Origin of the sequence: Saccharopolyspora karakumensis (genome assembly GCF_004349225.1) — a bacterium.
Lineage (GTDB): Bacteria > Actinomycetota > Actinomycetes > Mycobacteriales > Pseudonocardiaceae > Saccharopolyspora > Saccharopolyspora endophytica.
Map to the genome: position 1 here is coordinate 17819 of NZ_SMLA01000041.1, position 19405 is coordinate 37223.

Sequence of the window (19405 nt, forward strand, 5' to 3'; positions counted from 1 at the left end):
ACCCGCAGATCGGGGCGACCTCACGCCTGGCGGAACCGCCGGACTTCCTCGAAGAGGTCACGGGAATCCGAGTTGGCCCGGTTCTTGCCCGCTTCCAGCTCCAGTGGTTTGAGCCGGTCGGCGACCCGGGCGGACTTCACGCGCTCACCGAACTGCAGCGCACGACGCCCGACCTTCAGGCCCTCCTGAACGTCGCCGGCCCGGAAGTGGTTGGTTGCCTGCAGGCTCAACCCGAAAACGTGGGTCCGCTGCATGTCCGCGCCATAGGCCTCGTTGCACTTGATGGTCTCGGCGACCGCGATCGAGGCGTGCTTCTTGGGATCGAACACCGCCAGCGCGTCGTGCGCGGAGCCGATCATGCCGTGCAGGTCGTTCTCGGTGAAGAAGCGGACCCAGTCCGGAGCGTCGTCCACGTTGGCGCGGGCGAACTCGTCCTTGGTGCGGCCCACCATCTTCTGCACCTGGTCGGGCTTGTTGAGCATCCCGTAGGCCCACGCCTCGTTCGCGCACAGCACCGCGACGGTCAGCGAAGAACCCGATTCCTGGGCCGCGATCTGGCCCAGCTGGAACAGCTTCAACGCCTCGTTGGGCTCCTGGTAGTGCAGGTAGACCCGGCCCATCCGGTACAGCACGCTGGCCACGAGGCTGTCGTCGTCGGCGCGCTTGGCGAACTCCAGTGCGCGGCCGAAGTGGCTGCGCGCCGGGTCCAGCAGGCCCACGTCGAACGAGGTCCAGCCGGCCAGGCTGTGCATGTCCGCCAGCGCCACGAACAGCTGCTTGCGGACGGGATCGCTGGAGGTGGAGTCCAGCAGCTGCTGGGCCCACGAAAGCTGGGCGACCACGGCGTCGCGGCAGGTGCCGCCGCCGTATCGGTAGTCGAGGTCACGCAGGGCCTTGGTGGCGGCCTGAATCTGCTGCACATCGGTCATGCCGATGCGCGCCGGAGCCGGAGTCTGGGCGTTGGCGGGCGCCCAAGCGCTGTCTTCGGTGCCGAACACCGCGGCGCCCATGGTCACCGCGGCCGCGTGGGACAGGAACTTCCGACGCTTCACCGATTCGTCCTCCTCAGCTTCCAGGGCGTTCGTCGCTTTCGCGACCCGCATGGCGGTCGCCCCGTCGTAGGCGAGGCCCATGTAGCCCCGCGGGATGCCGAGCCCGTCGGCTATTCGGGCCAGCACGTCATACGCCATGACCTGCCGACCCTTGAGGATCTCGGACACCTCGGACTGGGATTGGCCCGTCGAGGCGGCGATCTGCCGCTGCGAGACCCCGTGCCGGCGCAGTTGCCGGTAGACCTCGCTGACGTCCCTCCGGGCCAGCGCATCCCGCATCTCCCGCTCGTTCCAGACGTCGGGAGTAACGGGCGAGCCGCCAGATCCGATGATGTTCATTTGACCCCCTGACGCTCTCAAACGGGCGTTGTTCGCAGAGTAAGCGCACTGCGGCAACTCGGTGAAGCCCGTATCGGTAGAGGTGATCGGTTGCGGTGAAGTCCGCTTACCGCTCGTCGCGGCCTTCGGTCCGGTCGTCGCCTGTCCTCTAGGCGAAGCGACCGCCAGGCATCAATGTAGTCATCAGCAAGCAGCGAGCACAGACGGGATCTGGGGCACAGGCGATGGACATTCGAGCGACGAACTCGCGGCAGGAGGGTGACGGAACCCCGCACGTTCCGGCACCCGCCGACCGCCGTCGCTGGTGGCACGTCGACTGCCGCGATGTCGCGAACGCGCATCGGAACCTGGCCGTGCTCGTCAACAGGGACAAGGTGGTGCTCGTCGGACCGCCCGGCCACGCCGCGGAACTCGAAAGCCGTGGTGCAGGTCAGTTGTCGATGGCGTTGCGGGATGCCGCAACGCAGGCGAGAAAGTGACGGTGGACGTCTCATGGACGAGGTCCTGGGGCAGGTGTTGCGCAGCGCGGTGCGTGAGCGGCTCGATGTTCTTTCCGAGCTCGCCGACCGCGCGGACGCCTCCTCCCTGCTCTCCGTGGCGCGCTCCGAACTCCCGCGGCTGACCGCGGGATGGCGGGCGCTGCTCACCGCGCACGAAGCCGACGAGAAGGGCAACTGCCCAGAGTGCTCCGGACGTCGACGCCCAACGAAAGCACCGTGCTCGGTGTGGGAGTCGGCCTACGAACACCTGGTAGCAGGAGCCCTCGCACCCCGTCCCGCACGGCACCTGCGACCGGCGCACGCTTTGCAGCCGGCCACGCCGGTGCCGTAAGCCGGCGGACTCGGACCCGGACAGCAGCACCTCCTCCCCGACCCGGGACCGAGCAACCGCCAGGTGGCGGCCGATGAGCGCTTAGTCGCGAATCCCCGACCCCGGCCAACGCGAGTCGGCCGCCACCAAGCTCCACCGCTGTGACAACACAAGACTTCCGCGGGCCGGTGCTGACGCACTCCCCTCCCCCGACCGGTACCGGTCCGCGGACTCCAACCACTCCGGATCACCGTTTCCCCGGACGGCCCGGAGGTGGAAAAGGCCCTGGACGCGACCTCCCCGACTCGCGCCCAGGGCCTTTCCTCATTCGTGGAGTGTTGGGTCGTTCTCGATGCCGGTCTGGTTCGGGTGTGTCGCCGTTGGGTCTTGGGTTCTGCTCACTGGCACGACTCTGTGGTCGGCCTGCGGGGCGGTGCGGGAAGCGGGTTCTGAGGTGGTCCTCCTGCTCCGGGCGCCCCGACCTATGTAGCCAATACACGGCGTCGAGGCGCCCTCACAGGAGAACCACCTCAGAACCCGCGGCGGTGCCGGTTGCTCGGGTGGGGTGAGGAGAAACCGGCTTCGCCGGTTGCCTGACCGTGATTGGTGCGTTTCTACTTCCTGCGGAGCCTTGCCCTTTCGGCGAAGTCCGGTTCCAGGCGCACACCTTCTCGGGGTGACACTCCGCGTGGGGTGGGGACGTTCGAGGGTTCGATGAGCTGGGTGCGGTCTGCGGGGACCATGGCCCAGGGTTGGCGCGGGCCCAGGAGTGGTGAGTAGACCGGGACGAAACCCTGGTCCAGCAGCGAGATGGCGAAGTCGATCGCCACGTGGCCGCGCGGGTCCAGGACGCCGGTCCCCTGCCAGGGGAGCAGGCCCGAACCGCCGAGGTAGGTGAATCCGAGGCAGCCCTGCCGGACCGCGCTGAGCGTCAACCGCACCCGGTTCGGGAACATCCGCTCGTAGCCGAACTCCTCGTCCACCTGCATCGTCGCCATGTAGCGGATGACCGTGTGCCACGCGCGGCGCAGCACCGCGCGTCGTCCCTGCCGGACCTCGGCGGAGGCGCTGGGATCGCTGACGTTGTAGATGTCGGCGTACAGGGCGGCCGACCACTCCAGCCGATCGGTGCCGGCCGGGACCGTCACCGGGACCGAGTACACCAGCGACATCAGGATTTCCCGCAACAGACCGATCACGTGCGGCGCGAACTCCGTCTCCGACATCGACCAGTCGTGCACCGCTTCCAGCGTGCGCAACGGGTTGTCGGTGATGTCGAAGTCGCGCAGCCGATCGCTGAGCAGCTTCCGGTAGTTCGCGATCCGGCGGGCGCGCTCGGCGGGCAGGCCCGGCCCGAGCCGCTGCTCGGCGACCTCGTCGATGTCGGCCACCGTCGTCCGGTCCCCGATGCCGACGAGATCCACGTACTCGCGCAGCTTCCGCTGGTAGGCGTCGGCGATCGCGGCCGGCCTGCTCCGGAAGTGCCTGCCGTCGGTGAGGATGTTGAAGTGCAGTCCCGGCGGGTACACGGCCGCGACCGCGCGCTGCATCTCGCGCAGCCGCGCCATCGCGCCCAGCTCCGCCAGGTCCGGCAGCGGGCCGGACGCCTTGAGCCGGTTCAGGCACTGCTTGACCGGGAACCCCAGCAGCACGACGTCGATCGGTTCCCCCGCGCGCACCGGGGTTTCGGCGTCGCGCTTGAGGTCGGCGAGCCGGTAGTTGGCGCGCGAACCCTTGATGAACTGCTTGCGGGTCAGCACGTGGTGCAGCGCGGCCAGCACCCGCTCGACGTCGTCCGGTTCCTCGTCCAGGCCGAACTTCGCGATCGCGCCGCGGCCGGTGCGCTGCGCGGCCCGGTCGGTGTCGGCGACGATCGAGTCCACGATGGACTGCGTCTCGCCCTCGGTGAGGTGCACCGCCCAACGGCCGGCCAGCCGGTTCCGACGCATCGCGCCGATCTGCAGCTCCTCCAGGGAGTGCGTGTTGGACAGCTTGGGCCCGCCCGGTGCGCTGGGCCGCGTCTCGAAGGTGGCGATCACCGCGGCGTCGTCGGCGGCCGGGGCGTCCGGCCGCCGCTGCGCGGCCAGGCCCGGGATCTCCACCGCGACCGGCAGCGCGTCACCGAACTCGGCGCGCACCGCGGCCCTGCTCTCCCCCTCGTCGTCGAAGACCGCGACGACGTCCACACCGAGGGCGCGGATCCGCTCCGCCTTGACCTCGGCGATCGGCCGGGAGACCTCGCTCGGCACGACCAGCAGCGTCGCGTCCGGCACGCCGGCCTCGGCCAGCAGCTCGGCGGTGATCCCGCGGAACCGCTCCTTGCGGGCCGTGCAGAGCACCACCTGACCACCGGCGTCCTGGACGTCCCAGACGAACCGGGCCAGACCGGCGTTGACGCTGTCGGTGCGCAACCGCTCGCGCGGCCGGGACTGGAAGGCGCGGAGGAAATCCCCGCGCAGCCCGTCCCAGTCCACCGCCGGGTAGCGCTCCCCGAGCCCCGAGCAGCGCACGAAGTTCTCCCAGCTCTCGGGCAGGTGCGTCGGCAGCACCGGAAGCGTGGCCGGACCGGCCAGCTCGAGGATGCCGCCGGGCGCGCCCGGCCGAGGACCCGAGATGGCGCGGGCCGCGTCGGTGATCCGCTGCAACGGGATCAGCCCGCACAGGTCGACGTCGATGACCACGGCGGGACGCGGCGCGTCCGGGTTCCACCGGCGCTCGCGGGTGCCCTGCTGGACGCGGTCGAGGACCGACTTGAGCACGCTGTCCTGGCCCTCCGGGACGGTGTGCGCGTAGCTCTGCAGCGGCTGCTCACCGGAGAGCAGCTCGGCGGTGTGCGGCGCGAGGTAGCGCAGCTCCTCGCCGATGACCCGCCGCACCGCGTCGCGCACCTCGCGACCGCGGTCACCGGCGCGCAGCGAGGCGAAGCCCTCGCCCAGCCGTTCCAGCGTGCTGACCAGCGCCCGGACCCCGGTGGTGACCTCCGCGCGGCTCGGCTCGGCGGTGATCCGCTCGTGGTCGGTGACCACGATCCGGCCGGTGGCCTGCAACTCCGGTGAGAGCTCGACGGCGAAACCCGTCTCGTCCAGCGCGAAGAGGCCGAGGCCGTGGGTGTCCAGCGCCAGCCGGAACACCCGCAGCAGCGGCCGCACGAAGTGCTCCAGGAAGTGGTCGAGCTCGTCCTCGCGGCGCGCGAACCGGTTGTCCAGCACGACGCGCAGCAGCTTCGGGGCGCCGTCGGAGTCGGGGTGCAGCAGCGCGTCGAGGTCGGCGGCGATCGTGCCGCCCGGATGCCTGGGGTGCGCGGGGGCCGGGTCGATGACCCGCAGCAGCGCGGTCGTCCCGGTGCCGGTGTCGACCACCGCGCCCGGCACCGGCTGGGTGGCGCAGTGCATCCGCAGTTCCGGGTCGCCTGCGACGACCGAGGCCAACCGCTCCCAGCCGCGCAGCGCGCGCAACGCCTGGTCACGGGAGTCGATGGCCTGCACGCGCACGGCGCGTTCCCGTCGGCCGACGGTCACCCCGGCTTCGGGGAACGGCACCTTCGGCCCGGTCCCGGGGCCGCGCAGCGAGGCGAGCACCCGGTGCGCCAGCTCGCGATCGGCGCCGCAGACCAGGTCGACGCGCTCGGCCGGAACCTCGGTGACCCGCGGTTGCGCGGTGCGCTCCGGGGTCAGCGACCCGGTCAGCCGGTTCAGCCACGCCGCGTCGAACACGCTCCGGGTCCGCCGTAATCGGACCAGCGCGCGGTACAGGTCGGCCCAGGTCGCCTCCGCGCCCAGCGGGATTCCGGTGCCGACACCGGCCAGCAGCAGATCACCGTCGCGAGCCTGCTCGACCCAGAGCCCGTAGCCCCCGGCGGTGAGCAGGTCGTTCGCCTCGGCGACGGTGAGCAGGCGCCACGGTCCCGGGGCCGGGAGCCCGTCCACCGGCCAGTCCTGCGCGGAGTCCTCCGCCAGCAACGGCAGGTCCGCCTCCGCCTGTCGAGCCGTCACCGCTTCCCGGGCCGTCACGGGGCCGAGCGGACGGTCTCGGCACACCGGCGAGGGAATCCGGGTGCGGCGAGCGAACGTGGGGCAGCCGTGCAGTAACCCACAATGACCCTTCTGTCACGGAGAATGACGACTCTCGTCACACTAGATAGCGACCCTCCGCGTTGACAACATGACTCAATGCATACCGGTTTCCTGTAACGCTCACGGATCACCAGGCCGAATGGGGTTTTCACCCGCTTGGGATGTAACACTTGGCCTAGGTCAAGTGACGCCCAACGAATTCACCCTTTCGCCTGACGGGGTTGGCGGCATGTCCGATACGCACGGATGTCGGCGCAGCAGCAGACTGGTCGGCACAACTCCAAAACACAGGGAGTCGCATTGCCTGCAGAAATAGCACCGCTGCGGCGCAAGCCCGTGCAGCAGCGGAGTGCCCAACGCGTGGAGAAGATGCTCGCCGCCACGGCAGCCCTCATCGACGAGGTGGGCTACGACGGATTAACAACCACCCTCATCGCGGAACGGGCCGGAGTCGCGGTCGGATCGCTGTACCAGTTCTTCCCGGACAAGCGCGCCGTCGTGCAGGAGCTGACGCTGCGCAACCTGGACCGCTTCGTGCGGACCGTGTCCAGCCGCTTCGAGCAACTGGAACTCGCGCACTGGTGGGATGCCGTGGACGCGGTCTTCGACACCTACCTGACCATGCACCGCGAAGTCCCGGCGTTCAGCCGGCTGCACTTCGGCGACGTGGTCGACCTGCGACTGCTCGATCCGAGCAAGGACAACAACGCGGTCATCGCCGAGAAGCTGACCGGGCTGATCGCCGAGGAATTCCAGCTCGACCCGGCCGACCTCGCCCTGCCGCTGACCGTGGCCGTCGAAGCCGCGGACGCCGTGCTGCACCTGGCGTTCCGGCGCGACCCCAACGGCGACCAGGCCGTGCTGGCCGAGGCCAAGGACCTGGTCCGCGGATACCTGTCCAACCGCATCACCCAAGGGGAGCGGATGAGCTCGACGGTGGTCGAGCGGACGATCATGCCGAGTTACCCGAACGACCTGCCCTCCCCCCGATAGGTCGGCACCTCTTCGACGGCCCAGACCCCGCCGTCGACCAGGTGGTACCGGTTGAACCGCTCCGCGAGCTCCCCCGCCTTGGCGTGCCGGAACCAGACCCGGTCCCCGATGCGCAGGCCGTGCGCCGGCGCACCGGTCACCGGTGTCTGCACCTCACCGGCACCCTCGGCCCCCAGAAGATCCAGACCGCACGGCCAGTGCGGTGCCGGGACGCGGTCCGCCCCGGGCGGTCCCGAAGCGATGTAGCCGCCACCGAACAACGTCGCGATGCGCCTTGCCGGTCGGTGCACGACCGGCAAGGCGTAGAGCACGGCCGGCCGCGGCTGGAAAGCGCGGTAGGCGTCGAACAAGGTCGGGCCGATCAGCCCGGAACCCGCCGCGACCTCGGTGATGATCCCGTCCTCCACCGCGGTCCGCTCCAGGCTGCCGGTGCCGCCGCCGTTGACGAACTCCAGATCCGCGACCTCGCGGACCTCGCGCACCACCGCCGCGCGCCGCTGCGCCAGCTCGGCGGCGGAGCGGCGCTGGATGCCGCGCAGCAGCGCCCCGCGCAGCGGCCTGCCGGGAGGGGCGTCGCCGAGGCCGGCGATCTGGCCCTCGTAGGCCATCAGCCCGACCAGCTCGAATCCCGCGCGCCGCTGAGCGGCTTCGGCGAACCGCCGCACCTGCGCCGGGGTGTGCAGCGGGGACCGTCGGGTGCCGATGTGCACCCCGGGCACCGGCCGCCACGAGGCGTCGACCTCGACGCACAGCCGGATGTCCGGCCGGTCGCGCCCGACCGCGGCGTCGATGAGGTCCAGGTGGTCGGTCGAGTCGACCATGATGCTGATCGCCGCCGCGGCGGACGGGTTCGCGGCGAGCTCCCGCAGCGCGGAGCGGTCCGCGCTCGGGTAGGCGACCAGGATGTCGTCGCTGAGGCCTTCGCCGTGCAGCCACAGGGCTTCGGCCAGGGAGTAGCACATCAGGCCCGAGTAACCGTCGATCCGCAGCGCGCGGGCGATGAGCTCCCGGCACCGGACGGATTTCGTGGCGATCCGGATCGGCACACCGGCCGCGCGGCGCACCATGTCCTGGGCGTTGTGGTCGAAGGCTGCCAAGTCCACCGCTACGAACGGTGCCTCGATTTCGCTGGTGATCTCGTCGATCCGGCGCACGCCGCCAACCGTATGCCGATGGGCCTTGTTATGTGAATCGGTTTCACATAACTTCAGCCCATCGCGCAGACCACCTCACCCATTGGAGGCCCGGCATGCAGCGTGATCCGGCCACCGCACGGCCGTGGACCAACTGGGGCCGCACGACCACCGCGCAGCCGGCGCGGGTCGTCGCCCCGCGAGACACCGCCGAAGCCGCCGAAGCGATCCGCGCCGCGACCCGGGAGGGGCTGCGAGTGCGGCCGATCGGGTCCGGGCACTCCTTCTCCGCCGTGGCCTCGCCGGAATCCGGTGTGGCGCTGGACCTCCGGCACTGGTCGGGGATCATCCACGCCGACCCGTCGACCGGCCTGGTCACCGCGCACGGCGGCACTCCGCTGCACGTGCTCAACGCCGAACTCGACTCGCTGGGCCTGGCGATGGCCAACCTCGGCGACATCGACCAGCAGACCATCGCCGGCGCCATCTCCACCGGAACGCACGGCACCGGAGCCGGTCTCGGCGGTCTGGCCACGCAGGTGGAGGCGCTGGAACTGCTGCTCGCCGACGGCACCGAGGTGCGCTGCTCGGCGACCGAGAACCCCGAGCTGTTCGCCGCGGGCAGGCTCGGCCTGGGCGCGCTCGGCGTGATCACCACCGTGACGCTGCGCTGCGTCCCGGCGTTCACGCTCGCGGCCGAGGAACGCCCCGCGCCGCTGGAGGAGGTGCTCGCCGACTTCCACGGGCTCGCCGAGGGCAACGACCACTTCGAGTTCCACTGGTTCCCGCACAGCCGCAACGCCATGGTCAAGCGCAACAACCGGCATCCGGGACCGCCGCGCCCGCTGCACCCCGTGCGGCACTTCGCGGAGTACGAGGTGATGGAGAACCGCCTGTTCGGCGCGGTCTGCGGGATCGGGAAAACCGTTCCCGCGCTGGTCCGGCCGCTGAACCGGTTCTGCGCCGCGACCTGGTCGGCCCGGAGCTACCAGGACCGCTCGTTCCGGGTGTTCACCACGCCGCGCCGGATCCGGTTCGTGGAGACCGAGTACGCCTTCCCCCGCGAGGTCGTCCCGGACGTGGTGCGCGAACTGCGCGAGGTCGCCGGGCGGCTGGCCGACCCGGTGATGTTCCCGGTGGAGGTGCGGGTCGCCCGGGCCGACGACGTGTGGCTGTCCACCGCTCACGGCCGCGACACCGGCTACGTCGCGGTGCACCAGTTCCTGGGAATGCCCTACCGGCACTTCTTCGACGCCTTCGAGGCGATCGCCCGGGACGCGGGCGGGCGACCGCACTGGGGGAAGATGCACCGCCTGGACGCGGCGGCGTTATCCGGCATTTACCCTCGGTTCAACGAGTTTCGGCAGGTCCGCGCCTCGGTGGATCCCGGCGGGATCTTCCACAACTCGTACCTGGACCGCGTCCTGGGGCCTGTGGATAACCCGAACTGATTACCTCGCCGCGGCACGCACCGCGTCGGTGATCGCAACGTCACCGCCGACGAGTTCCAGAGCCCGTCCGGCGGTCCCCGGTTCGCGCAGGAGGGCCACCAGAACGGCGGCCACGTCGCCGCGCGTGACCTCGTCCCGACCGACCTCCTCGGCGAGCGTCACCCGGCCGGTGGGCTCGTCGTCGGTGAGCCGTCCCGGGCGCAGGATCGTCCACTGGAGATCGCGGCTCCGCAGGTCTTCCTCGGCCGCCCGCTTGGCGTCCAAATAGGCCCCGAACACCGGGTCCACGTCGGGCGGGTTGGGGGTGCGGGTGCCCATCGAGCTCACCTGCACGAAGCGTCGAATTCCCGCCTGTTGACAGGCATCCGCGAGCAGGGCGGAGGCTCCGCGGTCCACTGTGTCCTTGCGCGGAGCACCGCTGCCCGGGCCCGCTCCCGCGAGGAAGACGGCGGCGTCCACTCCGGACAGCCGGCCCGCCAGCTCCGCCGCTCCGGCGGTCTCCAGGTCGAGCACCAGGGGCTCGACTCCGTCGGTTTCGAGGTCGGCCGCGTGGTCGGGGTTGCGGATGATTCCGAGGACCTGATCGCCCCGTTCGGAGAGCAGTCGGCCGAGCGGCCGAGCGATCTTCCCGTGGGCTCCGGCGATGACGATGCGCATGCCCCCACGGTATGCCGGATGCCGTTGCTCAACCGTTCAAGCACGGCCTGTGGACAACTCCGGATTTCTGGGGATAACCCACCTGTGGACACACCTGTGGACAACTCCGCGAGAAGCCTCGAGCGAAGTCGGCGGACGGAGCCCGCCCACGCTGCGCGGTAGCGTGGTCCGGGCGGGCATCCGTCCGCTTCTCTCCCCCTCCAGCAGGCGACCCCCCGCCCACCGGTTTGTAAGTGCAGTTCCAGTTGAAGCCCCCCGGTCCAACTGGAACTGCGGCCCCCAGGGGCCTTCAGCTGCGCGACGGCGCCGGGGCTTCAGCCGACAGCAGCTGCTGGTAGACGACCTCGTTCACCCATCGCGAGACCGCGGTGTGCTCGACCGGCGGCGCGTCGTCGAGGCCGTGCCCCGGGAGCTCTTCGCGCACGTCGTCACCGTCGGCGCTGAGCACCGCGATGCCGAACTGGCGGGCGCGGATCAGGCAGGTCTCGGCGAAGTCCGGCGCGACGGCCACGCTGCGCGGCACGACGATCGCGGCGTTGACGAAGCGGGCGAACGGCACCGCGGCGGTCAGCGCGGTGCGCCAGTGGCGCGCCGGCGCGAGGACTCCGGTGATGCGGGCCGCGGGCGGTGGCACCCGGCCGTCCATCTCGGGCCAGACCCAGGTGGCGATCTCCGCGCGGTCCAGGACCGGACCGCTGGCGAAGACCAGGCGTTCGGCGTGGGCGTCGGGCACCAGTTCCGCGGTGGCGATGATCTGGCGTCCGAGCAACTTGACCGGCGGCAGCACGCTGCCGGTCCAGCCCATCGCGTCCACCGATCGCTGTGCGAGCCGGCCCATGGAGGCGGCCTGCCCCAGCGGGGACCGGACCTGCGTGGTCGAGCAGGCTCTGAGCTCGTCTTCGGACCAGGCATGTCCCGGCATTGCGGTCACAGCGTTCCGCCTCCCTCGCGCTACGTGCACTCCGCGTCTTCAACTTCCCCCGGCCACCGGTGCGGGGGCCACGTTGACTAAAACAGCTTCGAGGCGGTTCTGCGCTGCTCATCGGGGGTCGCTGCGATCGGCGGCGGGCAGCTGTCGGTGACCGGTCGACGAATGACATCGGGGCTTCAGCCCCGCCATGCGGCCAAACAGGTGATCCCTACCCGACACCCGCACGACAACGCCTTCCGCCCATCATTCATGGCCTGGAAAATCCCCGCATGATATCTGCGCCGGTCACGCGACCTGCACAAATGTACAGTTGACGGATTATTCGACCAGTAAGCGGAAGATTATTCACCGCTGCAGCGCGTCGAGGTTGACCCGTTCGTCCTCGGCCAACCGCTGCCGGATGCCGTCGGCCGCGGGAAGCAGCGAGCGGACGAGCCGGGCGACGTCGGCCCGGACGCTGTGGGCGACCACGCCGAGCGCCGCGACGACCGTTCCCGAGGTGTCGTGGACGGGCACGGCCACCGAGCAGTTCCCGAGCGTCATCTCCTCGTTGGCGGAGGCGTAGCCGCGCGTGCGCACGCCCTGCAGCTCGCGGCCGAGCCGGCCGGGCTCGGTGATCGTGTAGGCGGTGTGCCGGGAGAGCCCGGTCTCGCAGCAGGAGTGCAGAACGCTCGCGGGCGCGTGCGCGAGGAGGACCTTGCCGACCCCGGTCGCGTGCAGCGGCAGCCGTCCACCGGTCCTGGAGACGATCGGCACAGCCCTGGGCGTGGTGAGCTTCTCCACGTACACGGCGTCGAGTTCGTCGCGGACCGCCAGGTGCACGTTGTCGTGAGTCGTTTCGCACAGCTCCTGCATGTAGGGCAGCGCGGCTTCGCGCAGCCGCCCGTTCACCGGGGCCAGCAGACCGATCTCCCACAGCCGCAGCCCGATGACGTACCTCCCGTCGGGGTCGCGCTGCAGCGCACCCCAGAGCTCCAGCTCGCGCACCAGCCGGTGCGCGGTGGCCAGCGGGATGTCGGCCCGCTGCGCGATGGCCGTCAAGGTCAGCCGAGGGTGCTCCGCGTCGAAGGCGGTCAGCACGCTCAAGGCGCGAGCGGTCACCGACCGCCCAGGATCCCGACTGTTTCCCGCCACGAGGCCACCTCCGAGCCACAACCCCCCAGCCGGACTCCCCCACCCCAGCACAAGATCCACCCAACACCAAGAAAGATCACGAAAAGATTTCGCTCAACGCTGAACCCCACAAACACCCCCAAACCAACCAGGAACGAGCCACCAGAAGGAGAGGGCACGAGGAGGAAGAAGCAGACGCAGCGAGGACCAGAAGCCCGGGGCCGAAGGCTGGCACGAGGTTTCACGTGAGCAGGCCGGAGCAGAACCAAGGCGACGACCAGCAAGAACGCGCTCAGCCGCACCGTGGGGGGCATGGGGGTTCGACCCCCCACAAGAAGACGAAGAAGGCCCCACCGGCGAAGCATGAGCCGGTGGGGCCTTCGAAGTGGGCGAGGAGGGAGTTGAACCCTCACGTCCTTTCGGACACACGGACCTGAACCGTGCGCGTCTGCCATTCCGCCACTCGCCCGTGGCACGATGAGAAGCTTAACTTGCCGCTTTTCACCGCTGGGAACCGGGGTGAGCTTTCGCTTTTCCCTGCTGCCCTGTTGGCGAAAAGAAGATTAGCACGGCCCTGAGAGGGGTCTGCGCAGGGGGGTCAGGAAGTTGGGAGCAGGGCGGTGTCTCGGGCCGTGGGCCCAGATACGATGGTCGGCAGAAGTCGTACGCGTGGAGGGATATTGCCGTGGGCCTCGTGCAGCGCTTTGAGCGCCGGATCGAAGGCATCGTCGGTAATGGCTTTGCGCGCGTGTTCGGCGGGAACGTAGTTCCGCAGGAAGTCGCCCAGGCCTTGCAGCGCGATGCCGAGCTGAAGGTCAGGGAGCTTGCCGGTGGTCGGTTGCTCGCTTGTAACCACTACGTTGTGCAACTGAGCCCGTCGGACCATGATCGGCTCACCGGTGATGAGGACCGGGTGACGGACCTCCTCGCCGACTGCGTTCAAGAGCACCTCACCGAGCAGGGGTGGGACACATATGGTGACGTCGTAGTCTCCCTGGAGCGCTCTGAAACGCTGCACACGGGACAGTTTCGAATCAGTTCGACCGTCGACCCCGATGTAACTCGACGGCCGACACAACCGCGTACCGCAGGAGACCGACCCATGAGCCAGCCACCAGGCCACTACCCCCAGGGAGATCCGTACAACCAGCAGGGGCAGTACGGCTACGACCAGGGATACGGCCAAGGCCAGGACCCCAACTACGGCTACGGTCAGCAGCCCGGCTACGACCAGCAGGGTTACGGCCAGCAGCAGGGCTACGGTCAGCAGCCCGGATACGACCAGCAGGGCGGGTACGGCCAGCCGCCGCAGCCCGGCTACGACCAGGGCTACGCACAGCAGCCCGGCTACGACCAGGGATACGGCCAGCCGCCGCAGCAGCCCGGTTTCGACCAGGGCTACGGCCAGCCGCCGCAGCAGGGATTCGACCAGGGCTACGGCCAGCCGCCGCAGCCCGGCTACGACCAGGGTTACGGCCAGCCGCAGCAGGGTTATGACCAGGGCTACGCACAGCCGCCCGGTTTCGACCAGGGCTACGGCCAGCCCCAGCAGGGATTCGACCAGGGCTACCCGCAGCAGCCTGGCTTCGACCAGGGCTACGGCCAGCCGGGTGGTGCCTACCCGCAGAGCGCTCCGGGCGGTTTCCCGGACCAGGGCGGCTATGGCCAGCCCGGCGGTGGCTACCCGCAGAGCGCACCGGGCGGTTACCCGGCCGGTGGTCCTCGTGGTCAGATGACCGCCACGCTGCACCTGGACGACGGTTCGAACCGCTCGTACACGCTGCAGCAGGGCTCGAACATCATCGGCCGCGGACAGGAGGGCCAGTTCCGCCTTCCCGACACGGGGGTCTCGCGCAAGCACATCGAGATCACCTGGGATGGTCAGAGCGCGATGCTGGCTGATCTCGGTTCGACAAACGGCACCACGGTGAACGGCACTCCGGTGCAGACTTGGCAGTTGGCAGATGGTGACGTGATCAGGGTCGGGCATTCGTCCCTGGTCTTCCGCGCCCAGCAGGGCTGAGCGCGGTTCGCCGATCCCCGAATACGAGTAGGAGCGTTCACAACAAGTGCCGGAGCTGGTTATTCAGCTGACCAGAGCAGGGTTTCTCGCCCTGCTCTGGTTGTTCGTGCTGGCTGCGCTTCGCGTGGTTCGTTCAGATCTCTACTCCGCGTCGGGGATGCGAGTCCCGATGCCAGGTGCGAGTCGGGCCCCGGGCAAAGCCCGGGGCAAGAGCAAGGCGCCCCGCCAGATGGTGGTGACGCACGGCGCTCTCGCCGGCACGCGCATTTCCCTGGACGGCCGGCCGATCCTGATCGGCCGAGCCGATGACTCCACGTTGGTGCTGGACGACGACTACGCGTCGACCCGGCACGCTCGGTTGTCGCTTCGCGGCTCCGATTGGTACGTGGAGGATCTAGGCTCCACTAACGGCACATACCTCGATCGGGCGAAGGTCACGGGGCCGACCAAGGTCCCGCTCGGCGTTCCGATCAGAATCGGCAAGACGGTGATCGAGCTGCGCTCATGACCCTCGTCCTTCACTACGCAGCCCGCAGCGACCGCGGCCTGGTGCGCTCCAACAACCAGGACTCGGTCTATGCCGGCCCACGACTACTCGCCCTCGCGGACGGCATGGGTGGACATGCCGCCGGTGAGGTCGCCAGCAAGGTCGTCATCGCGGCGTTGGCGCCGTTGGATGATGACGAGCCAGGTGACGACCTGCTCGGACAGCTCCGCGGTGCGGTGCTGGACGGCAACAGCGCGATCGCCGAGCTGGTGGCCAACGACCCGGAGCTGGACGGGATGGGCACCACCCTCACCGCTGTGCTGTTCGCAGGCAGCAAGCTGGGTCTGGTGCACATCGGTGACTCCCGCGCATACCTGGTCCGCGACGGCGAGCTGACCCAGATAACCCACGACGACACCTTCGTGCAGTCGCTGATCGACGAAGGCCGGATCACCGAGGAGGAGGCCGCCAACCACCCGCAGCGCTCGCTGCTGCTGCACGCGTTGACCGGCCACGAGGTGGAACCGAGCCTGGCGATCCGCGAAGCTCGCGCGGGCGATCGCTACCTGCTGTGCTCCGACGGCCTGACCGGCCCGGTGAGCACGGAGACGATGGCGGAAGCCCTGCGCATCCAGGATCCGCAGCAGTGCGCGGACCGGATGATCGAGCTGGCGCTCAAAGGTGGCGGTCCGGACAACGTGACCGTGATCATCGCCGACGTCGTCGACGTCGAGTTCGGCGACGACGCCCCCATAGTCGGGGGTGCGGCGGGAAATGGCGATGAGCATCCGCAACCCGATTCGTCGGCAGCGCGCGCTTCCGCGGTGACCATGCCGCGGCCGCAGCCGAAGCGTTTCGAGCCCACCTCACCTCCGGCGGACAAGCCGCGCAAACGGCGCTGGCTGACCTCGCTGGTGGTGGCCTGCGGCGTGCTCATCGTGTTGGCGGCTGTCGCGCTGGTTGGGCGTTGGTGGGTGCTCAACCAGTACTACATCGGCGTGAACCGCGCCGATGAGGTCGTGATCTACCAGGGCGTTCAGGGATCCACGCTGGGCGTGGCGCTGAACTGGCAGGTCGAGACCTCCTGCCCGCCGGACTCCGCCAAGGACTGCCAGCCGATCACGCTGGACGACCTGCAGGAAGCGCAGCGCCCGGACGTGCGCAACGGCATCACCGAGGTCAACGGCCTCACCGAGGCCCGGGAGGCGATGCGGCGGCTGCGGATGACCGCGCTGCTGCCGGAGTGCCAGACGCCCGAGCCTTCGGTGCCGACGGTTCCGCCCGTCCCGGGTGCCCCCGTTCCGGGTGCGCCGACACCGCCTCCTCCCGGTCAGCCGCAGGTGCAGCCCACGCCGGGTGCGCCGGTGCCCGGTCAGGCCCTGCCGCCGGAGTCCTCGGCGGCGGACGCCACCCCGCTGCAACCGGAGGAGCCGAAGCCTGGCGTGAACTGCCGGACGGTGAGTTGATGTCCGAACCGGCCGCGACGACCGGAGCAGTCAACGGGGCCCCCCGAGTCAACACTCGGCGGGGCACCGAACTGTTCATGCTCGTTTTCTCCGCGATCATCGTGACCGCGGCGCTGATCGTGGTGGAGGTCTCGCAGGAGCAGACCCTCACCCGTGAGCTGCTGTTCTACGGGGTCGCGTTCCTGATCCTCTACGGCGCCGCGCACTTCGGCGTGCGCTACTTCGCGCCGTACGCCGACCCGTTGATCCTGCCGCTGGTGGCGTTGATCAACGGGCTCGGTCTGGTGATGCTGCACAGGCTGGACCTGGCCCCGGTCGTCGGGGCGCCGTACACACCGAAGCAGATCCTCTACACCACCGCCGGCGTGGCGATGTTCATCCTCGTCCTGTGGCTGGTGAAGGATCACCGCACGCTCGCGCAGTACGGCTACACCTGCGGTTTCGTCGGGATCGCGCTGCTGGCGCTGCCCGGTGTGCTGCCGGCGAGCATCTCGGAGGCCAACGGCGCGAAGCTGTGGGTCAACCTGGGTTTCATCTCGATCCAGCCGAGCGAGTTCGCCAAGATCCTGCTGCTGATCTTCTTCGCCTCGTTCCTGGTGGGCAAGCGCGAGCTGTTCACCACGGCGGGCAAGCGGTTCCTGGGCGTGGACTGGCCGCGTCCGCGTGACCTGGGCCCGGTGCTGGTCGCCTGGGTCCTGTCGATCGGCATCGTGGTGCTGGAGAAGGACCTGGGCACCTCGCTGCTGTTCTTCGGCATCGTGCTGGTGATGATCTACATCGCCACCGAGCGCGCGGTGTGGGTCGGCCTCGGCCTGACGATGTTCGCGGTGGGCGCCGTCATCGCCTTCAACCTGTTCTCGCACGTCCAGGTCCGGGTGAACACCTGGCTCGACCCGATGATGCGGGTGGCCGACGGCGAGTCCGACCCCGGCTACCAGCTGCGCACCGGCCTGTTCGGGATGGCGCACGGCGGCATCCCGGGTTCGGGTCTGGGCAGCGGGATGCCGAACATCACGCCGCTGTCGTTCAGCGACTTCATCATCCCGGCGCTGGGCGAGGAGCTCGGCCTGATCGGGCTGATGTCGTTGCTGCTGGTCTACGTGCTGCTGATGATGCGCGGGCTGCGCAGCGCGCTGGCGGTGCGCGACTCCTTCGGCAAGCTGTTCGCCGGCGGTCTGTCGTTCACCATCGCGCTGCAGCTGTTCGTGGTCGCCGGCGGTTCGACGGGTCTGATCCCGATGACCGGTCTGACGGCACCGTTCCTGGCGGCCGGTGGTTCGTCGATGCTCGCCAACTACGTGCTGATCGCGCTGCTGCTGCGGGTGTCCGACGCGGCCCGCCGCCCGCAGGCCCCGGCCAAGCCCAAGCCGAAGCAGGCGCCGATCGCCGAAGCACACACGGAACTGGTGGAGCGTCCCCGATGAACAAGCCGCTGCGCCGAGTGGCGCTGGCCATGATGGCGATGGTCCTGCTGCTGATGGGCAACATGACCTACGTCCAGGTCATCAAGGCCGACGAGTACCGCGAGGACGCCCGCAACACGCGCACCCAGCTGGAGGAGTTCTCCCGGGAGCGCGGTCAGATCATCGCGTCCGGTCAGTCGCTGGCCAGCTCCACGCCGATCGAGCACGACCGCTACAAGTTCCAGCGGACCTACCCGAACGGCCCGCTGTACGCGCCGGTCACCGGGTTCTACTCGTTCTTCTACGGGTCGAACGGCATCGAGCGCGCCAACGACAAGATCCTCAACGGCACCGACGACAGCATGGCGTTCGGCCGGCTGTCGGACATGATCACCGGCAACACGCCGCGCGGCGGCAGCGTCGAGCTGACGATCAGGCCGGAGATGCAGCAGGTCGCCTACGACCAGCTGACGAAGAAGGGCTTCCAGGGTTCCGTGGTGGCGCTGAACCCGTCGACGGGCGAGATCCTGGCGATGGTCAACGCGCCGTCCTACGACCCGAACAAGCTCACCGGCCCGGACAACAACCAGGTCGCCGAGCAGTGGAACGCGCTCAACGACGCCGAGGGCAACCCGATGGCCAACCGGGCGGTCTCCGAGATCTACCCGCCCGGTTCGACGTTCAAGCTGATCACCACGGCTGCTGCGCTGGAGAACGGGTACAGCCCGAACAGCCAGGTGCAGGACGCCGCGTCGATCACGCTGCCGCAGTCGTCGACCCAGCTGCCCAACTACGGCGGCAAGAAGTGCGCGGGCAACACGCTGACCGACGCGCTGGCTCACTCCTGCAACACCGCGTTCGCCGAGATCGCGGGCAAGGTCGGCGCGGACAAGCTGCGGGAGACCGCGGCGTCGTTCGGCTTCGGCCAGGACCTGCAGATCCCGATGAGCGTGGCCAAGTCCGACCTGGGCCCGATGTCCGACGGCGCGTCGCTGTACCAGAGCGGCATCGGCCAGCGCGACGTGCGCGTCACGCCGATGCAGAACGCGATGATGGCCGCGACGATCGCCAACGGCGGCAAGGTGATGAAGCCGCAGCTGGTGAGCTCGACGAAGGCTCCCGACATGGAGGAGCTCGACTCCCTCCGGCCCGAGGAGCTCGGCCAGGCGGTCTCGCCGGACGTCGCGGGCAAGATCCGCGACATGATGATCAAGTCGGAGCAGAACACCAAGGGCTCCGGGAAGATCACCGGGATCGAGATCGCCTCGAAGACCGGTACCGCTCAGCACGGCGACCCCGGTGACCGGCCGCACGGCTGGTACGTCGCGTTCGCGCCGGCCGCCAACCCCACGATCGCCGTCGCGGTGATCGTGGAGAACGGCGGCGACGAGGGCGACGAGGCCACCGGTGGTTCGCTGGCAGCCCCCATCGGCCGGGAGGTCATCCGGGCCGGTTTGCGGGGAGGTGGCTGATC

The 19405-nt window shown here is 69.5% G+C and carries 14 protein-coding genes and 1 tRNA gene; 8 read left to right on the top strand and 7 right to left on the bottom strand.

Annotated features, from left to right (window positions below):
• Nucleotides 1-20: 20 nt before the first annotated feature.
• The gene (locus tag E1202_RS22445) at nt 21-1391 is read right to left on the bottom strand and encodes a helix-turn-helix domain-containing protein (protein ID WP_132677158.1); all 1371 of its coding nucleotides are present in this window, start codon (nt 1389-1391) and stop codon (nt 21-23) included.
• 492 nt (nt 1392-1883) lie between these two features.
• On the opposite strand from E1202_RS22445, the gene E1202_RS22455 reads away from it, so the two are divergent.
• The gene (locus tag E1202_RS22455; protein WP_132685118.1) at nt 1884-2222 is read left to right on the top strand and encodes a hypothetical protein; all 339 of its coding nucleotides are present in this window, start codon (nt 1884-1886) and stop codon (nt 2220-2222) included.
• Nucleotides 2223-2815: 593 nt separating this feature from the next.
• On the opposite strand, the gene E1202_RS22460 is transcribed toward E1202_RS22455, so the two are convergent.
• Nucleotides 2816-6211 (bottom strand): L-tyrosine/L-tryptophan isonitrile synthase family protein, encoded by a 3396-nt coding sequence (locus tag E1202_RS22460; protein WP_235878868.1) that lies wholly within the window; start codon nt 6209-6211, stop codon nt 2816-2818.
• A gap of 309 nt (nt 6212-6520) precedes the next feature.
• Here E1202_RS22460 and E1202_RS22465 point away from each other — a divergent pair, with 309 nt between their 5' ends.
• Entirely contained in the window at nt 6521-7267 is a 747-nt protein-coding gene (locus E1202_RS22465; RefSeq protein WP_132685119.1) for a TetR family transcriptional regulator, read from the top strand.
• Here E1202_RS22465 and E1202_RS22470 read toward each other — a convergent pair.
• Entirely contained in the window at nt 7237-8421 is a 1185-nt protein-coding gene (locus tag E1202_RS22470; protein WP_235878870.1) for an amino acid deaminase/aldolase, read from the bottom strand. The two genes, E1202_RS22465 and E1202_RS22470, sit on opposite strands and share 31 nt — an antisense overlap.
• Nucleotides 8422-8516: 95 nt before the next feature.
• Here E1202_RS22470 and E1202_RS22475 point away from each other — a divergent pair, with 95 nt between their 5' ends.
• Nucleotides 8517-9851, top strand: a complete 1335-nt coding sequence (locus tag E1202_RS22475; protein WP_132685120.1) for a D-arabinono-1,4-lactone oxidase — start codon at nt 8517-8519, stop codon at nt 9849-9851.
• Here the strand turns inward: E1202_RS22475 and E1202_RS22480 are convergent, their stop codons facing one another.
• The 4 genes from E1202_RS22480 to E1202_RS22495 all read right to left on the bottom strand — a co-directional run bounded on the left by E1202_RS22480 (nt 9852) and on the right by E1202_RS22495 (nt 13021).
• The gene (locus E1202_RS22480; RefSeq protein WP_132685121.1) at nt 9852-10508 is read right to left on the bottom strand and encodes an SDR family oxidoreductase; all 657 of its coding nucleotides are present in this window, start codon (nt 10506-10508) and stop codon (nt 9852-9854) included.
• Between the two features lie 289 nt (nt 10509-10797).
• Nucleotides 10798-11430, bottom strand: coding sequence for a hypothetical protein (locus tag E1202_RS22485; RefSeq protein WP_132685144.1), 633 nt, complete (start codon nt 11428-11430; stop codon nt 10798-10800).
• Nucleotides 11431-11784: 354 nt separating this feature from the next.
• Nucleotides 11785-12573: an IclR family transcriptional regulator gene (locus E1202_RS22490; protein ID WP_132685122.1), complete on the bottom strand. Its 789-nt coding sequence runs from the start codon at nt 12571-12573 to the stop codon at nt 11785-11787.
• A gap of 365 nt (nt 12574-12938) precedes the next feature.
• Nucleotides 12939-13021, bottom strand: a tRNA-Leu gene (locus E1202_RS22495).
• 216 nt (nt 13022-13237) lie between these two features.
• On the opposite strand from E1202_RS22495, the gene E1202_RS22500 reads away from it, so the two are divergent.
• The 5 genes from E1202_RS22500 to E1202_RS22520 are packed head-to-tail and all read left to right on the top strand — an operon-like array spanning nt 13238 to nt 19403.
• Nucleotides 13238-14575: an FhaA domain-containing protein gene (locus E1202_RS22500; protein WP_132685123.1), complete on the top strand. Its 1338-nt coding sequence runs from the start codon at nt 13238-13240 to the stop codon at nt 14573-14575.
• 46 nt (nt 14576-14621) lie between these two features.
• Nucleotides 14622-15083 carry an FHA domain-containing protein FhaB/FipA gene (locus tag E1202_RS22505; protein WP_132626305.1) on the top strand — a complete coding sequence of 154 codons (462 nt, stop codon included), beginning with the start codon at nt 14622-14624 and terminating at the stop codon, nt 15081-15083.
• Nucleotides 15080-16528: a PP2C family serine/threonine-protein phosphatase gene (locus E1202_RS22510; RefSeq protein ID WP_132685124.1), complete on the top strand. Its 1449-nt coding sequence runs from the start codon at nt 15080-15082 to the stop codon at nt 16526-16528. The genes E1202_RS22505 and E1202_RS22510 overlap by 4 nt, the downstream gene beginning before the upstream one ends.
• Entirely contained in the window at nt 16528-17952 is a 1425-nt protein-coding gene (locus E1202_RS22515) for an FtsW/RodA/SpoVE family cell cycle protein (RefSeq protein WP_132685125.1), read from the top strand. Before E1202_RS22510 ends, E1202_RS22515 begins: the two co-directional genes overlap by 1 nt.
• The gene (locus tag E1202_RS22520) at nt 17949-19403 is read left to right on the top strand and encodes a peptidoglycan D,D-transpeptidase FtsI family protein (protein ID WP_132685126.1); all 1455 of its coding nucleotides are present in this window, start codon (nt 17949-17951) and stop codon (nt 19401-19403) included. The genes E1202_RS22515 and E1202_RS22520 overlap by 4 nt, the downstream gene beginning before the upstream one ends.
• Nucleotides 19404-19405 lie beyond the last annotated feature (2 nt).